Source organism: Bradyrhizobium sp. WU425 (assembly GCF_021052305.1).
GTDB lineage: Bacteria > Pseudomonadota > Alphaproteobacteria > Rhizobiales > Xanthobacteraceae > Bradyrhizobium > Bradyrhizobium canariense_D.
Map to the genome: position 1 here is coordinate 5,827,204 of NZ_CP088089.1, position 15,632 is coordinate 5,842,835.

A 15,632-nucleotide genomic window follows, 5' to 3' on the forward strand; every position below is an offset into this window, starting at 1 on the left:
CAGCCAATATTGGGATAGCTTACCAATCAGCCGACAAAAACGACAGGTTCATCCCAATGCCCGACCTCGACGCCATTGACCGAAAAATCCTCGCTCTGCTCCAGAACGACAGCCGCCTGACCATGCAGGAACTGGCCGACAAGGTCGGGCTGTCGGTGTCGCCATGCCATCGCCGGGTCAAGCTGCTCGAGGAACGCGGCGTCATCTCGCGCTACATCGCGACCGTGGACCAGAAGGCGCTGGGGCTGCATGTCAGCGTCTTCATCTCGATCAAGCTGGCCCGGCAGAAGGAGGAGGACCTCAACCGCTTCGCGCGCGCGATCTCGAAATGGGACGAGGTGCTGGAATGCTATCTGATGACCGGCAATCGCGACTATCTCTTGCGCGTGGTCGCCGCCGACCTCGCCTCCTACGAGACTTTCCTGAAGACCAAGCTGACCCGGCTCGACGGCATCGCCTCGATCGAGTCCAGCTTTGCGCTCAGCCAGGTGAAATATTCGATCGCGCTGCCGGTGTAAGGCATCACCGCCACGGCTGCACGATGATCTTGGTGTGAGCCTCAGGGTTGGCGAGATCTGCGAAAGCCTTTGCGACACCGTCGATGCCGACTTCCGCCGTCACCATTGCCGCCGCATCCACCTGCCCCTCCGCGATCAGGCGCAGTGACGCCGCGAATTCGTCCGGCGTGTAGCCGAGCACATACTGGACGTTGAGCTCTTTCATGATGCCGAGCATGGGCTCGCTCCTGTCGGTCTCCATGCACACACCGACCACGACGATCCTCGCATCGCGCGGCGCGCCTTCGAAGACCTGCTGCAACAGACCGGGCACGCCGACGCATTCGAAGATGATCGCGGGCTTCAGCGCGGGCAGCATCGCCTGGAACGGCGGCCGGGCCGCCTTTTCGGCATCGGACATCTGCGCATGCTCGGCCCAGGTGGCATAGGGCTGCGACACTCGTGGATCCACGACGACATCGGCGCCGAGTTTTGCCGCAAGCGCGCGCCGCGCCGGCGAATAGTCGGCCGCGACGATCGGATGCAGGCCCTTGAGCTTTAGCGCCGCAATCACCGCGAGCCCAACCGGACCGCAGCCGATCACGAGCGGCACTTCGCCGCCTCGGATGTTGGCCTTGGCGACGGCGTGAACGCCGACCGCGAGCGGTTCGGTGAGCGCGGCATGCTCCGGCGCGAGACCGTTGGGCACCTCGAGCAGCAGCGCTTCGCTCAGCAGCATCGCCTCGGCATAGCCGCCAATATTGTCGTTGGAGTAACCGATACCTTCGATGCCCTGCGGCGTTACGAGGGCTGGCAGCGAGCAGACGCGCGTGCCCGACTTGAGCTTGCGCACGGTCCCCGGGCCGAAGTCGACGATCTCGCAGCAGAACTCGTGGCCGAACACGACGTCGCGGGCGAGATCCATCGGCTTGCGGCCGGTCTTTCGCGCCATCTCCACCATGCGGTGGGCGTGCTGGCGCGCGTGCAGATCGGAGCCGCAGATGCCGCAGGCGAGCGTCTTGACAAGCACCTGGCCGGGGCCGGGCTTTGGCTCGGCCATCCGGTCGACGACAATCTCACCGTTCCTGAAAATCGCAGCGCGCATCCGGCTCCTCCCGTCTTGTTGGAGCCGTCGATAGCACGAAGCGGACGCGCGATCTTGCGTCAGGGGTTCGGGGAACGCTCTTCCAGGATCAGGAGCTGGGCGCGGCGGATGCGCTCGCGATGGGCGATGTAGAGGCCGCTGGCGACGATGAAGGCCGCACCGGTGACGGTCCAGACATCAGGCACTTCGCCGAACAGGAAGAAGCCGAGGATGCTCACCCACAGCAACTGCGTGTAGGAGAACGGCGCCAGTACCGAGGCATCGCCGTAGCGATAGGCCAGCACGATGATCCACTGGCCGACGGTGGAGGCGACGCCGATCACGATGCCAAGCCCGATCGCCGTCCAGGTCGGCGTGACCCAGACGAACGGTACCATCAGGGAGAGGATCGCAACGCCCGTCAGCGCCGAATAGGCCATCGTGGTGAGGACGGCTTCACGCCCGCTCATCATGCGCGTCAGGATCAGCGCCGCGGCCCAGCAGAACGCCGAGACGATCGGGAAGAAGGCGGCGGCGTGAAACGCGCTGGAGCCCGGGCGCAGGATGATCAGCACGCCGGTCAGGCCGATCGCGGTCGCGATCCAACGGCGCATGCCGACCTTCTCGCTCAGGAAGACGATCGAGAGCGCGGTGACGAACAGCGGCGAGACGAAGCCGGTCGCGGACGCTTCTGCGATCGGCAGGAAGCTCAGGCCGGTGATGAAGAACAGCGAAGAGCCGAGCAATGCCGCGCCGCGCATCAACTGCAGGCCGAGGCGCTCGGTGCGCATCGCATGGAGCGGCGAGCCCGGCAGCATCACCGGCGTGAACATCAGCGCAAACGTCACGAAGCGGATCCAGGTGATCTCGATCGACGGCAGGCTCGACGACAGATATTTCGCGGTAACATCGGAGCAGCCGAGAAAGATCGTCGACAGCAGCACCAGCGCGATGCCTTTGAACGGGTGATCGACGCGCGCCGGCGCCCGTCGCGCCTGCGGCTTCTTTTCCGGCATGGGCATGGGAATACTGTCGAGCCTTGCGGCTGCGGCGGGCGGCGGGGTCACGGCTGGAACCTAGGAATGCGAATCGGGAATGATCGTAAAAAACGATAATTGCGCCGCTTTCACAACTTCCGAAAACAGGATGCCGATATGCGCTCACGTCCGCGCACGTCAAGACTCCATTAATAACGGGCGTTTGTGCACTACAGCATGGGCAGGCCGCGCGGCTTCGGACCGCGCGGAAACGCCGCATCGAGCGCCGCGATCTCGTATTTCGTCAGCACCAGATCGCCGGCCGCAGCATTGTCGCCGGCATGTTCCGCGGACGACGCCTTCGGGATCGCGAACACCGTAGTTGCACGGGTGAGGAAGCTCAGTGCGACCTGGCGCGGCGTCGCGCGACGCGCCTCCGCGATGCGCGCCAGCACCGCGCCGCCCTTGCTGTTGCTCGCAGGGAAATCATCGTGGCCGAATGGCGAATAGGCGACCACAGCGACACCATGCCGTTCGCACCACGGGATCACCGCGTGCTCGATCGCGCGTTCCTTCAGATGATAGAGCACCTGATTGCAGGCGATGCGGTGTTCGCCGGCGGCGTCGAGGATCTCGTCGAGATCATCGGCATCGAAATTGGAGACGCCCCAGGATTTGATCTTGCCGGCCTTCACCAGTTCCTCGAATGCGGCGACGGTGTCCTCCAGCGGATACGAGCCGCGCCAATGCAGCAGATAGCAGTCGAGCCGATCGGTTTTCAGCCGCTTCAGCGAGCGCTCACAGGCAGTGATGGTTCCGCGGCGCGAGGCGTTGCTCGGCAGCACCTTTGACACCAAGAAAACCTCGTCGCGTCGGCCCGCGATCGCATCCGCAATGACGAGTTCGGCATCGCCATACATCTCGGCGGTATCGATGTGGGTCATGCCTAGATCGAGCCCGCGCTGAAGCGCCGCGATCGCGCGCTTGCGATCGCCATGGTCGAGATACCAGGTGCCCTGCCCGATGACGGAGACGCTGGCACCCGTTTTGCCGAAGGGTTTCGTGTTCATATTTGCTCCGATACCACTCGTTCGCTGAGGCAACCGCCGTCGCGCTCAAGAGTTCAATCCGCCGATGTCAGCGACCAATACGCTACCGGTTGCGGACTCCGTGATGTAGAGCCGATCCTTCTTCGCGCCACCAATCGCGACATTGGTGCAGTTCGGCCCTGCACACGATTTCACCCGCGCAATCAATTCGCCGTTGGGCGCGAACACGAAGACATGGCCGAGTGAGGCGTGACCGACGAACAGGCGGCCCTTGGCATCCATTGTCATGCCATCAGGGCCACTGGTGCCGAACAGCGAGCAGAAGCGGCCAACCTTCGACACGCTGCCGTCCTTCATGAACGGCAGCCGCCACACCGCGTTGTCGCGCGTCATTGCGACGAACAGCACGGTCTCGGTTGGATCGAGCACCAGGCCATTCGGGCTGATACCAGTGTCGATCAGGCAATCGAGCCGGCCGCTTTGCGTCAGGCGATAGACGCGGCCGCTGGGGTCATGCAGGCCGGTCTGTCCCTGGTCGGTGAAATAGATGTCGCCGTTGGACGCGAGATGCAGATCGTTGCAGCCCCGGAAAGACTCCGAGTTGCGCGAGGTCAGCACCGGCGCAATGCGCCCTGCCCTGGCGTCGAACTCCATGATGCCGTGCCTGTAGTCGGCGACCAGGATGCGGCCGTCGGCCGCGATCTTCAGCCCGTTCGGCCAGCCCTCATATTCAATCGCCAGCGACCACTCGCCGTCAGGCGCAATGCGGAAGATGCGGCCGAAGGGAATGTCGACGATGTAGAGATTGGCATCCTTGTCGAACGACGGCCCTTCGATGAAGGAATCCGTCGGCACACCGGGCCGGTTGGCATCGGCCCAATCGGTGCGCTCGCCCTTGCGGCGGAATTTGTCGGGCATGGCGGAAAAGAGCCTGGTCTCGATCAGGCGCGGCGGCGTTTCCAGGTACATCATTGTTGTTTTTGCGTGTTGAGGGCGAGAGCGCGGCACCATAGGGCACAATGAGGCGTGCGTCGATTGGGCCGAAGCATAGCGCCCCGCCCTCGCTGTCATTCCCCGCGAAAGCAGGGAATCCAGTACGCAGTGGCCTTAGCGCTTGATCACAGGCGTCTCGGCGTACTGGATCGCCCGGTCAAGCCGGGCGATGACGGCGGAGTATGCGCGACGACCGAGAAAGTCGCCCCTACCCCGCCGCGCCCGCGTGCTTGGCATGCTTCGCCGGCGCAATTTCGGTCGTCGCGATCAGGCGCTTCAGCTCGGGGATGCAGGAGCCGCAATTGGTGCCGGCCTTGAGCTTTGCGCCGATCTCGGCGGCTGTGCGCGCGCCTGCGGCGATGGTGTCGCAGATGGTGCCGCGGCCGACGCCGAAGCAGGCACAGACGACAGGACCGGTCGAAGCCGCGCCCTCGCTCGACTTGCCGGACAGCAGCATGCGCCGCTGCTCATCGGTGACGTGGTCGGCCACGAACAGGCTCTTCACCACCTCCCAGTCCCCGGCATCATGCGCGGGGCCGACGAACAGGCAGGTTTCGATGCGGTCGCCGGCAAACGAGGCCGCGCGATAAACGCCGCCGCCGAGGTCGCGATAGTCGGCGACGTCCTCGCCGGCAACGCCACCGAGCCAGGCCGGCCAGCGCGACAGGTCCGCATTGTCGGCGAAGAGGTAGCCGAAGCCGCCGGTAACAGTGACGCGGGTCCACATCAGGTTCGGCGGCAGCTCCAGCTGCTTGCGCGACAACGCAAAGCCGCGGAAGACGTATTCATAAGGCGAAATCGCCGCCGGTGTCGCCTTCGACTCCGGCTGCCCCGAGAACGGATCGGTGAACGGTGCGACCAGCGCCCCGACGCGACCGTGCGAGGCGTTCATCGCACTCCAGTGGATCGGCGCGAACAGCGTGCCGCGCTGCTGGCGGTCGCTGACGACGACCTTGAGGGTGCACTGGCCGTAGTCAGTGGTGATGCGGGCATAGCCGTCATGAACGACGTTGTATCTGCCGGCGTCATCGGGATGAATCTCGACGAACGGCTCGGGCAGATGCGCGCCGAGCCGCTGGCTGAGGCCCGTGCGCGTCATGGTGTGCCACTGGTCGCGGATGCGCCCGGTGTTGAGCCGCAGCGGCCGCGACGGCCCGGTCTCGCCGCGCAGCGCCGGCACCTCCGGCGCGACGAAGCGGCCCTTGCCGTCATTGGTGAAGAACCCGCCGGCCGCGAAGAAGCGCTCGCCGGGCGCCTGGCCTTCGCGCGCGGGCCACTGCACGGGCTTCAACGCGTCGAAGCCCTCGTCGGACAGCGAGGTCAGCGCGCCGATATCGAAGTCGCGGCTGCCATCGTTCTCGAACGCCGAGAGCGCGGCGTGCTCGCGAAAGATGTCGGCTGCGGATTTGTAATTAAAACTGTCGCCGAAGCCGAGGCGTTTTGCGGTTTCGCTCAGGATCCACCAGTCCGGCCGCGCCTCGCCGGGCGCCGGCAGGAACGAACGCTGGCGCGAGATCCGGCGCTCGGAATTGGTCACGGTGCCCGACTTCTCGCCCCAGGCCAGCGCGGGCAGCAGCACGTGCGGCCCGGCATCGACCGTGTCGTTGGAGAGCACGTTCTCGGAGACCACGAACAGCTCGAGCTTCTTCAGCGCCTCGCGCACGAAGTCCGCGTCGGGCAGCGACACCGCGGGGTTGGTGCCCATCACCCACAGCGCCTTGACCTCGCCGCGGTTGATGGCTTCGAACAGCTGCACCGCCTTCAACCCTTCATGGGTCGCGATACGCGGCGCCTTCCAGAACCGCCGCACGCGATCGATGTCCGGCGGCGTGAAGTTCATGTGTGCGGCGAGCTGGTTGGCGAGGCCGCCGACCTCGCGGCCGCCCATCGCGTTGGGCTGGCCGGTGAGCGAGAACGGCGACGCACCGGGCTTGCCGATGCGCCCCGTGGCGAGATGGCAGTTCAGGATCGCGTTGACCTTGTCGGTGCCCTGCGCCGACTGATTGACACCCTGCGAGTACAGCGTGACGACGCGGGGCGTGTCACGGAACATCTTGAAGAAGGTGGCAACGTCCTGCTCGGAGAGGCCGGTCGCCAGTGCGGTCGCGGTGATGCTGCCGGCGATGCTGCGTGCGCGCGCCAGCGCGTCGTCAAAGCCCGACGTGTTTTGCCCGATGTAGTCCTGATCCAGGGCACCATTGTCGGCGAGGTGAACGAACAGGCCGGAGAACAACGCCGTGTCGGTGCCGGGCTTGAGGCCGAGGAACAGATCGACGTCGGTCGCGGTGTCGGTGCGGCGCGGATCGATCACGATCATGCGCGCGCCGCGCTCCTGCCGGTTCTTCAGCATGCGCTGGAACAGCACGGGATGGCACCAGGCGGCATTCGAGCCGACGAACACCAGAAGATCGGCCTGGTCGAGATCCTCGTAGCAGCCGGGCACGGTGTCGGCGCCGAAGGCGCGGCGGTGACCGGCGACCGATGACGACATGCAGAGCCGCGAATTGGTGTCGACGTTCGCAGTGCCGACAAAGCCCTTCATCAGCTTGTTGGCGACGTAATAGTCCTCGGTCAGCAGCTGGCCCGAGAGATAGAATGCGACCGCGTCGGCGCCGTCGCGCGCGACGATGTGCTGCATGCGGTGGGCGACGTGATCGAGCGCATCGCTCCAGGCGACGCGTTCGAGCACGCCCTTGCAGCGGATCATCGGATAGAGCAGCCGGCTTTCGAGCCCGACCGTCTGGCCGAGCGCCGAGCCCTTGGAGCACAGCCGGCCGAAATTGGCAGGATGATCGGGATCGCCCGCGATCGCCGCGCCGCCCTTGCCGTCTGGCGTCGCCAGCACGCCGCAGCCGACGCCGCAATACGGACAGGTCGTTTTGGTAGCGCGGAGCGTGGGATCGATCGCCGTCATATCGAGCCGCCTCAATCAAGCCGCTTTGGAGGGACGCGCGAGCGCGCGGCCGAACATCATGTCGGTGCGGATCGCCGCCACCTTGTCACGATTGCGGATCAGCTCGAGATACCAGAGCGCATCGACGGTATCGCCGATCAGCACCGCGCCGGTGAGCCGGCCGTCGGAGATGACGAGCTTCTTGTAGGTGCCGCGCCTGCGGTCTGACAGCACGAGGCTCTCGCTGCCCTCCCCGCCCATGAAGTCGCCCGCGGAGAATACGCTGACGCCCGACACCTTCAGATTGGTCGAGACCACGCTGCCCTGATAGGCCGCGGGACGGCCCGCGAGATGCCGCGCCAGCACGCGCGCCTGCTCGTAGGCAGGCTCGACGAGGCCGTAGCAGGTGCCGCGATGCTCGGCGCATTCGCCAAGCGCGTAGATATCGGGTGACGCCGTCTGCATCTCGTCGTTGACGACGATGCCGCGGTTGACTGCGATGCCGGCGTCCTTTGCGAGCGCAATGTTGGGCCTGATGCCGGCGGCGAAGATCACCGCATCGGCCTCGATGCGGCTGCCGTCGGCAAGCTCGACCGCTTGGACATGACCTTCGCCGTGGATGCGCGCTGTGGATGCATTGAGCAGGATACGAATGCCCTTGCGCTCGACCAGTGTCTTGAGCAGGTCCGCGGCGGAGGCATCGAGCTGGCGCTCCATCAGCCGGTCCATCAGGTGCAGCAGCGTCACCGGCGCTCCGGCCTTGGCGAGGCCGTAGGCCGCTTCGAGTCCGAGCAGACCACCGCCGACCACGACGACGCGCTTCCTGGCGGCCGCGAGCGTCAGCAGCAGGTCGACGTCGCGGGTATCGCGAAAGGTGTGCACGCCGGCGAGATCGGCGCCGGGCACGTTGAGCCGTAGCGGCGTCGAGCCGACGGCGAGCACGAGCTTGGAATATTCCATGCTCTCTTCGCCTTCGATCTTGAGCTCGCGTCGGCCGGTGTCGATCTCGGTGACCCGATAGCCGTAGCGCACCGTGACACCGCGATGGCGCCACCAGTCGGCGGGTCGGAGCTCGATCTCGTGCGAGCCGGTCTCGCCGGCCAGCACGGAGGAGAGCAGAACACGGTTGTAAGCGAGCCGCGGCTCTTCGCCGATGACGGCGACCGCGTAGCGGCCGAGTGCGGTCTTGGCGAGCTCGTCGACCAGACGCGCGGCCGCCATACCGTTTCCGACAATGACCAGCGGTTCACTCACAACGCATCTCCTATTCAGCGGCCTGCGACTGTGCGCCGTAGGCCTCGGACATCATGTAGCCGGACAACACGCCGTAGGCGTCGGTCCAGGCGGTAGCGAGTTCGGGCGTCCAGGCCTCGCCAAGGCCCTTCTCCAGGGTCCACAGCAAGGTCGCGCCGACCACGGGGTAGTGCTCGGCCTTGGCGCCGTAGCCGACGTGACGCTTCGCAAGCGCGGAGGCCGCCGGAAGAATCGAGTCCAGATTCGACAGACCGCCGACGACGGCGGCGAGCATGCCCATCAGCTTCTTGCGCTGCTCGGTCATGTCCTCGGGGAACATCGCGCGCACGGATGGCGCCACCTCGAACAGGCGATCGTAGAACAGCACCGCGGCCTGCGCGGAAATCGGCGCGACCTTGGCAAAGCTCTGCTGCACGAGGGTGATCTGTTCCGGCGTCATGATGTTCTCCTGCCTGTTGGGTTTGCCTTGCTGCGCGCCATTGCGAACCAGGTTCATTGTCAAACTGTCGGGCAATGCTTCTCCCCGCGTATGGGGAGAAGCGAGATTCGTACCAAGTATTAGACACGCGCGCCGGCGAGGCTTGACGCGCCTTCGCCCTGCGGGCTGCGACGCAGATAGAACCACCAGGTCAGCGCGAGGCAGGAGGCGTAGAAGCCGAGATAGATCGCGAGCGCGAGCTGCGGCCCGCCGGTCAGCGCGATCGACTTGCCGAACCCGGTCGGGATCAGATAGCCGCCAACGGCGCCGACCGCGCCGATGAAGCCGACCGCAGCACCGCTCTCGATGCTCGCCGTCTTCAAGGCGACCGCGCGCTCCGCATCGCCCTTGCCGCGCACCCTGAACAAGTTCTGCTCGCGGAAGATCGAGGGGATCATGCGGTAGGTCGAGCCGTTGCCGATGCCCGTTGTCACGAACAGGACCAGGAACATCGACAGAAAGCCGATGAAATCCTTGTGCCCGACGAAGTAGAGCACGCCGATCGTCGCGCCTGCCATCACGATGAAATTCCAGAACGTGATCACCGAGCCGCCGATCCTGTCGGCAAGCCAGCCGCCGAGCGGCCGCGACAGCGAGCCGACCAGCGGCCCCAGGAACGCGATCGCAATGGTGACTTGCGGGAACTGGGTCTTGATCAACAGCGGAAATGCAGCCGAGTAGCCGATGAAGGAGCCGAACGTGCCGATATAGAGATACGCCATGATCCAGGTGTGCTTGCGCCTGACCACGGCGAGCTGGTTCTTGATCGACGACTTGGCCGTGGTCAGGTTGTTCATGAAGAACACTGCGCCGAACACCGCGATCGCGATCGGCAGCACCCACATCAGGCCGGCGTTCTGGAGGAAGACGCCGTCGACGGGCGATGCCTGGAACAGGTTGATGACGGCGACCGTCATCAGGATCGGGGTCAGGAGCTGCACGCTGGAGACGCCGATATTGCCGCCGGCCGCATTCAGTCCGAGCGCCCACCCCTTCATCCGGTCGGGGAAGAAGAACGAGATGTTCGTCATGCTGGAAGCAAAATTGCCGCCGCCGAGACCGGCGGTCGAGGCAATCAGCAGCATCAGCCAGAACGGCGTGTCGGGCTGGCCGACGAAATAGGCCAGCGAAAGCGTCGGAATGAGCAAGATCGCCGCGCTGAAGATGGTCCAGTTGCGCCCGCCGAAGGTCGTCACCGCGAAGGTGTAGGGAAAGCGCATCAACGCGCCGATCAGCCCGGGCACCGCGACGAGCTGGAACAGCTGGTCGGTGGTGTAGTGGAAGCCCGCCTGCGGCAGCTTGGTGGTGACGATGCTCCAGATCAGCCAGACCGAGAAGCCGATATGTTCGGCCACGATCGACCAGATCAGGTTGCGTCGCGCGATAGTCTTGCCAGTCGCATTCCAGAACGCCTCATCTTCGGGGCGCCAGTCTGAAATCCAGGTTGGATTCTTCGTCATTGAGTATCCCTTCTTGCCTCACCGCTGCGTCGTTGCAGGCTCAGCCTCCGGCCACGGAGGCGCGCGCCGAGGCCAAGCCCCGGTGGCGAGTTCACGATGCTGATTGATGATGTTGAGGGACGTCGTCGTTGGCGTCGCGGTCGGTGTTTCAATTTCCGTGCCAACTGCGCGCATTCCGGAAACGCAGGAAATTCAGGAGCTTGTTCGTCGTGCCCCAAATTCTTGCAGCACTATTTCGCACGCAAATTTTGCGATTCGCTCAATCCCTGTGCGCCGCACAAGGATTGAGCTTGATGATTCAAAATTAGGCGTTGCGTGAGCACCTGTTGGTGACGCGCCTACGCGGCTTCGACGAAGCGATGACGCTCATAGAGGAATTCGAGCACGCGCTGCCGGCACTTCAGGTAAGTGACGTTGGTCGCGAGTTCGAGCCGCTTGCGCGGCCGCGCCAGCGGCACCTCCAGCACCTCGCCGATGCGCGCGCTCGGCCCATTCGTCATCATGACGATGCGATCGGACAGCAGCACCGCCTCGTCGACGTCGTGGGTGATCATCAGAATGGTGTTGCCGAGCTTCTGATGCAGCGCCATCACCGAATCCTGCAAATGCGCGCGGGTCAGTGCGTCGAGCGCGCCGAAAGGCTCGTCGAGCAGCAATACTTTCGGCTCCATGGCAAGCGCGCGGGCAATGCCGACGCGTTGCTTCATGCCGCCGGAGATTTCCGAGGGCCGCTTGTCCTTGGCATGGGCCATCTGCACGAGGTTGAGATTGTGCATGACCCAGGCGTCGCGTTCGGCGCGTTTCTTGGTCTTGGCGAAGACCTTGTCGACGCCGAGCCGGACGTTCTCGTACACGGTCAGCCATGGCAACAGGCTGTGGTTCTGGAACACCACCGCGCGATCCGGTCCCGGCGAGTTCACCTCGCGGTTCTCGAGCAGCACGCCGCCCATGGTGGCGTTGGTCAGGCCTGCGATGATGTTGAGCAGGGTCGACTTGCCGCAACCGGAATGGCCGATGATCGAGACGTATTCGCCCTTGTCGATGGTGAGATTGATATCCTTCAGCACCTCCGTGGAGGCTGCGCCGCGGGTGAAAATCTTGTCGATATGGTCGAGCTTCAGATAAGCGGTCATGTGCTTCCCCTTTTAGTTCAGCGCGGTGCCGCGGGTGACGATCTTGCCGGCGCCCGCGATCAGGCGGTCGAGCACGAAGCCGATGATGCCGACATAGAACAGCGCCAGGATGATTTCGCTGATATGCGAGGAGTTCCAGGCGTCCCAGATGAAGAAGCCGATGCCGACGCCGCCGATCAGCATTTCCGCGGCGACGATCGCGAGCCATGACAGGCCGATTCCGATGCGAAGTCCCGTGAAGATGTAGGGCGCGGCGGCAGGGATCATGATCTTGGCAAAGAACTCGAGCGGGTTGAGCTGCACCACTGCGGCGACGTTGCGATAGTCCTGCGGAATGTTGCGGATGCCGACCGCGGTGTTGATGATGATCGGCCAGACCGAGGTAATGAAGATGACGAAGATCGCCGACGGCTGGCCGTCACGGAAGGCCGCGAGCGAAAGCGGCAGCCAGGCCAGCGGTGGGATCGTGCGCAAGACCTGGAACAGCGGATCGAGCCCGCGCATGGCCCAGACCGACTGGCCGACCAGGACGCCGAGCGCGATGCCGGCGATGGCGGAGAGCGAATAGCCGAGGGCAACGCGCTGGAGACTGGCGGAGAGATGCCAGAACAGACCCTTGTCGATGCCGCCATGGTCGAAGAACGGATCGAGGATCAGCTCCTTGGTGTTCTTGAAGACTTTTGACGGCGGCGGCAGCGCCGAGCCGGCGCGACGGCAGACCAGCTCCCATATCAGCATGAGCAACGCGACCACGACGAGCGGCGGGATGACGCGCACGGCGGTCTCCCGCGCCATCCGCGCGTAAGTCTCCGAGCGCGGCGGCCGCTTCGGTGTCATCGCGACGACCGGTGCGGCAGCGCTCGCGGGCTTCGCGGTCTCAACCTCGATCTTCGTGGCGGGCATGTTCATCGCAATATCTCTCCGGCTGCAAAAGACGATGCGGCCGCCCGGAGGCGGCCGCTGGCTCCATCAGACTTCGACGCGCTTGATCGCGAGCGACTTCAGATAGGCAGCGGGATTTTCCGGATCGAACACCTTGCCGTCGAAGAAGGTCTCCTTGCCGCGCGACGTAGAGGCCGGGATCTCCGCACTTGCGACGCCGAGCGTCTTGGCCGCATCGCGCCACATGTCCTCGCGGTTGACCTTGGCGATCAGCGCCTTGGTGTCGAAATTCGCCTCGTACTTGCCCCAGCGGATGTCCTCCGTGAGGAACCAGAGGTCGTGGCTCTGGAACGGATAGGAGGCGAAGTCGCGCCAATACTTCATGATGTGCGGGGAGTTCTCGACCACCTTGCCCGGGATGCCGTAGTCGAACTTGCCAGCGGTGCGGTCGAGCACGTCTTCGACGGGGCAGTTCATCCACTGCCGCTTGCCCATGATGGCGGCAAGCTCGGCCTTGTTCTCGGCCTTGTCCGACCATTGCTGCGCTTCCATCACTGCCATCAGCAGCGCCTTCGAGGCCTTTGGATATTTATCGACGAAGGCGGCGCGCATGCCGAAGGATTTTTCCGGATGCTTGTTCCAGAGTTCGCCGGTGTTGATGGCGGTGTAGCCGATGTTCTGATGGATCAATTGCAGATTCCAGGGCTCGCCGACGCAGAAGCAATCCATGGTGCCGACCTTCATGTTGGCCACCATCTGCGGCGGCGGCACCACGATGGTCTCGATGTCCTTGTCGGGATCGATCCCGCCGGCGGCGAGCCAGTAACGGATCCAGAGGTCATGCGTGCCGCCGGGGAAGGTCATCGCGGCCTTCACGGCCTTGCCCGAGGCCCTCTTCTTCTCCAGCGCCGCCTTGAAGGGCGTGGCGTCGACGCCGAGCTTCAGGTCGGCATATTCGTTGGCGACGGAGATGCACTGGCTGTCGAGATTGAGCCGCGCCAGGATGTACATCGGCGTTGGCTGATTGTTCTGCGTCACCTTGCCGGCCGAGATCAGATACGGCATCGGGGTCAGGATATGCGCCCCGTCGATGCCGTTGCCTTCGGAGCCGAGCACGAGATTGTCCCGCGTGGTGCCCCAGGAGGCTTGCTTCTGCACGTCGGTGTCGGGCATGCCGTATTTGGCGAACAGGCCCTTGTCCTTGGCCACGAACAAGGGGCCGGCATCGCTCAGCGCGATGAAGCCGAGCTTGGCACCCTTGACCTCGGGGCCGGCGTCCTGCGCGAAGGCGCCAGCGGGGAAATTCAGTTTTACGGCGGCCAGGAGTGCGGCGGTCGAGCCGGCGGCCTTCAACAATTGACGGCGGCTGAGGCCAGTGTCCGACGGCCGGCGGGTGCGCTTGGTCATAGGCGGTATCGTCCTTTGCGTCGTTGCAGAATGATTGCGTCAGTGCACACGAGCAGCCCGTCCGTCCGGCGACGCCTGAAGCAGCGCATGCGAACGCGCGACGGGGGGACCCCCGTCTGGTGGCGCCGGCAATTCGGATGAGAAGTCTCGCGGGACGGCTTCAATGGCGTCGGCCTGGAACTATTCAAGCTTCGTGCCAAGCGCCGCAACGTAGAAAATCTCGAAAGATCAGTATGCTACAGGCAGCGCGCCAGTCTGTCGCAGGCCCGTTCCGCTCGCGAAATTTGCGGCTTGCCCAATAATTGTGCGGCGCACAACAGTTGTGCAGCAGCTCAAGCAAAAGGCCGCATCAAGCGCAAAAGTCGGGGCAGCCAAAGCTCTACCAGATTGATGTTGCTTGCTTTTTATGAGCCCAGCACACGGCACGCAACTTGCTTCTCCATTTACGTCAATGAAGACTGCGGCTTTGCCGCATTGATGCAGGCGCTGGCGGCTGCATCCCGGAAGCTCAACTGCTTCGCGGCCCTCCTCGGCTCGGTCGTCGTGACGCAATGCCAAAGGCTTCCAACTCTCCATCGCCTCGTGCGCGGCAGGTCAGCCCGCACGGGCAGTGACGTTCAATCGCTCTCGCAGGAGGGCGAGATCTCTTTCTTAGGAAGCAAAAGGAACCATCGATGTCGTATCTCGCGCCTTCGGAATTCGTCACCAAGATGGTGGATGCGGGCGAGTCCAAAGTCTTCATGTCCACCCGGGATACCATCATCCGCGCCTACATGGCCGGCGCCATCCTGGCGCTCGCGGCATGGTTCGCCGTCACGATCAACGTGAACACGGGGCAGCCGCTGATCGGCGCGCTGCTGTTCCCGGTCGGCTTCGTCATGCTGTATCTGCTGGGCTTCGACCTCCTGACCGGCGTGTTCGTGCTCTCCCCGCTCGCCCTGATCGACAAGCGCCCCGGCGTCACCATCGGTGGCGTCTTGCGCAACTGGGGCCTCGTCTTCGTCGGCAACTTCGCCGGCGCCTTCACCGTGGCCTTCATGATGGCTTTCGTCACGACCTTCGGCTTCACGCAGGACCCCGATAAGATCGGCACCGCGATCGGCAATATCGGCGAAGGCCGAACGCTGGGCTACGCTGCGCATGGCGCGGCCGGCATGGCGACGCTGTTCCTGCGCGGCATGCTTTGCAACTGGATGGTCTCGACCGGCGTGGTCGGCGCCATGATCTCGACCTCGGTCCCCGGCAAGGTCATCGCGATGTGGATGCCGATCCTGGTGTTCTTCTACATGGTGTTCGAGCATTCCGTCGTGAACATGTTCCTGTTCCCGTCGGGCCTGATGCTGCACGCAAAATTCTCGATCATGGATTACCTGATCTGGAACGAGATCCCGACCGTGCTCGGCAACCTCGTCGGCGGCCTCGCCTTCACCGGCATGACTCTCTACGCCACGCACGTCATGACCAAGCCGAAGCGCCAGGCCGGCAAGGCCACGTCGCCCCGCGTCGCGGCCTGATACGTCTCGAC

13 protein-coding genes are annotated in these 15,632 nt (G+C 64.3%); 2 read left to right on the top strand and 11 right to left on the bottom strand.

Annotation, left to right across the window (positions count from 1 at the left end; translation table 11 throughout):
* Positions 1–56 precede the first annotated feature (56 nt).
* Positions 57–518, top strand: a complete 462-nt coding sequence (locus tag BcanWU425_RS28190) for an Lrp/AsnC family transcriptional regulator (protein ID WP_014497003.1) — start codon at positions 57–59, stop codon at positions 516–518.
* A gap of 4 nt (positions 519–522) precedes the next feature.
* Here BcanWU425_RS28190 and BcanWU425_RS28195 read toward each other — a convergent pair whose 3' ends face one another.
* The 11 genes from BcanWU425_RS28195 to BcanWU425_RS28245 all read right to left on the bottom strand — a co-directional run bounded on the left by BcanWU425_RS28195 (position 523) and on the right by BcanWU425_RS28245 (position 14,107).
* On the bottom strand, positions 523–1,602 hold the full coding sequence (locus BcanWU425_RS28195) for a zinc-binding dehydrogenase (protein WP_085352129.1): 1,080 nt from the start codon (positions 1,600–1,602) through the stop codon (positions 523–525).
* A 59-nt stretch (positions 1,603–1,661) separates the two neighbouring features.
* Positions 1,662–2,603: a DMT family transporter gene (locus tag BcanWU425_RS28200; protein ID WP_018457082.1), complete on the bottom strand. Its 942-nt coding sequence runs from the start codon at positions 2,601–2,603 to the stop codon at positions 1,662–1,664.
* A 185-nt stretch (positions 2,604–2,788) separates the two neighbouring features.
* Positions 2,789–3,628, bottom strand: a complete 840-nt coding sequence (locus BcanWU425_RS28205; protein ID WP_085352127.1) for an aldo/keto reductase — start codon at positions 3,626–3,628, stop codon at positions 2,789–2,791.
* Positions 3,629–3,673: 45 nt separating this feature from the next.
* Complete coding sequence (locus BcanWU425_RS28210; protein ID WP_085352126.1) at positions 3,674–4,576, bottom strand: SMP-30/gluconolactonase/LRE family protein; 903 nt, start codon at positions 4,574–4,576, stop codon at positions 3,674–3,676.
* A 232-nt stretch (positions 4,577–4,808) separates the two neighbouring features.
* The gene (locus tag BcanWU425_RS28215) at positions 4,809–7,514 is read right to left on the bottom strand and encodes a nitrate reductase (protein ID WP_231188738.1); all 2,706 of its coding nucleotides are present in this window, start codon (positions 7,512–7,514) and stop codon (positions 4,809–4,811) included.
* A gap of 15 nt (positions 7,515–7,529) precedes the next feature.
* Positions 7,530–8,747, bottom strand: coding sequence for an NAD(P)/FAD-dependent oxidoreductase (locus BcanWU425_RS28220; protein WP_085385885.1), 1,218 nt, complete (start codon positions 8,745–8,747; stop codon positions 7,530–7,532).
* A 10-nt stretch (positions 8,748–8,757) separates the two neighbouring features.
* Positions 8,758–9,186 carry a globin family protein gene (locus BcanWU425_RS28225; RefSeq protein WP_026233298.1) on the bottom strand — a complete coding sequence of 143 codons (429 nt, stop codon included), beginning with the start codon at positions 9,184–9,186 and terminating at the stop codon, positions 8,758–8,760.
* Positions 9,187–9,305: 119 nt separating this feature from the next.
* Positions 9,306–10,685 (bottom strand): MFS transporter, encoded by a 1,380-nt coding sequence (locus BcanWU425_RS28230; protein ID WP_204510584.1) that lies wholly within the window; start codon positions 10,683–10,685, stop codon positions 9,306–9,308.
* A 338-nt stretch (positions 10,686–11,023) separates the two neighbouring features.
* The gene (locus BcanWU425_RS28235; RefSeq protein ID WP_085362269.1) at positions 11,024–11,818 is read right to left on the bottom strand and encodes an ABC transporter ATP-binding protein; all 795 of its coding nucleotides are present in this window, start codon (positions 11,816–11,818) and stop codon (positions 11,024–11,026) included.
* A 12-nt stretch (positions 11,819–11,830) separates the two neighbouring features.
* Positions 11,831–12,727, bottom strand: coding sequence for a nitrate ABC transporter permease (gene ntrB, locus BcanWU425_RS28240; RefSeq protein WP_204510583.1), 897 nt, complete (start codon positions 12,725–12,727; stop codon positions 11,831–11,833).
* A 60-nt stretch (positions 12,728–12,787) separates the two neighbouring features.
* Entirely contained in the window at positions 12,788–14,107 is a 1,320-nt protein-coding gene (locus tag BcanWU425_RS28245; RefSeq protein ID WP_085362268.1) for a CmpA/NrtA family ABC transporter substrate-binding protein, read from the bottom strand.
* 674 nt (positions 14,108–14,781) lie between these two features.
* Here BcanWU425_RS28245 and BcanWU425_RS28250 point away from each other — a divergent pair.
* Positions 14,782–15,621 (top strand): formate/nitrite transporter family protein, encoded by an 840-nt coding sequence (locus BcanWU425_RS28250; RefSeq protein WP_018457093.1) that lies wholly within the window; start codon positions 14,782–14,784, stop codon positions 15,619–15,621.
* Positions 15,622–15,632: the final 11 nt, after the last annotated feature.

Coding starts and splice junctions, on each gene's coding strand:
- BcanWU425_RS28235 (WP_085362269.1), bottom strand. CDS start 11,818: ATGACCGCTTATCTGAAGCTCGACCATATCGACAAGATTTTCACCCGC.
- BcanWU425_RS28205 (WP_085352127.1), bottom strand. CDS start 3,628: ATGAACACGAAACCCTTCGGCAAAACGGGTGCCAGCGTCTCCGTCATC.
- BcanWU425_RS28225 (WP_026233298.1), bottom strand. CDS start 9,186: ATGACGCCGGAACAGATCACCCTCGTGCAGCAGAGCTTTGCCAAGGTC.
- BcanWU425_RS28200 (WP_018457082.1), bottom strand. CDS start 2,603: ATGCCCATGCCGGAAAAGAAGCCGCAGGCGCGACGGGCGCCGGCGCGC.
- BcanWU425_RS28230 (WP_204510584.1), bottom strand. CDS start 10,685: ATGACGAAGAATCCAACCTGGATTTCAGACTGGCGCCCCGAAGATGAG.
- BcanWU425_RS28195 (WP_085352129.1), bottom strand. CDS start 1,602: ATGCGCGCTGCGATTTTCAGGAACGGTGAGATTGTCGTCGACCGGATG.
- BcanWU425_RS28250 (WP_018457093.1), top strand. CDS start 14,782: ATGTCGTATCTCGCGCCTTCGGAATTCGTCACCAAGATGGTGGATGCG.
- BcanWU425_RS28245 (WP_085362268.1), bottom strand. CDS start 14,107: ATGACCAAGCGCACCCGCCGGCCGTCGGACACTGGCCTCAGCCGCCGT.
- BcanWU425_RS28190 (WP_014497003.1), top strand. CDS start 57: ATGCCCGACCTCGACGCCATTGACCGAAAAATCCTCGCTCTGCTCCAG.
- BcanWU425_RS28210 (WP_085352126.1), bottom strand. CDS start 4,576: ATGTACCTGGAAACGCCGCCGCGCCTGATCGAGACCAGGCTCTTTTCC.
- BcanWU425_RS28215 (WP_231188738.1), bottom strand. CDS start 7,514: ATGACGGCGATCGATCCCACGCTCCGCGCTACCAAAACGACCTGTCCG.
- ntrB (WP_204510583.1), bottom strand. CDS start 12,727: ATGAACATGCCCGCCACGAAGATCGAGGTTGAGACCGCGAAGCCCGCG.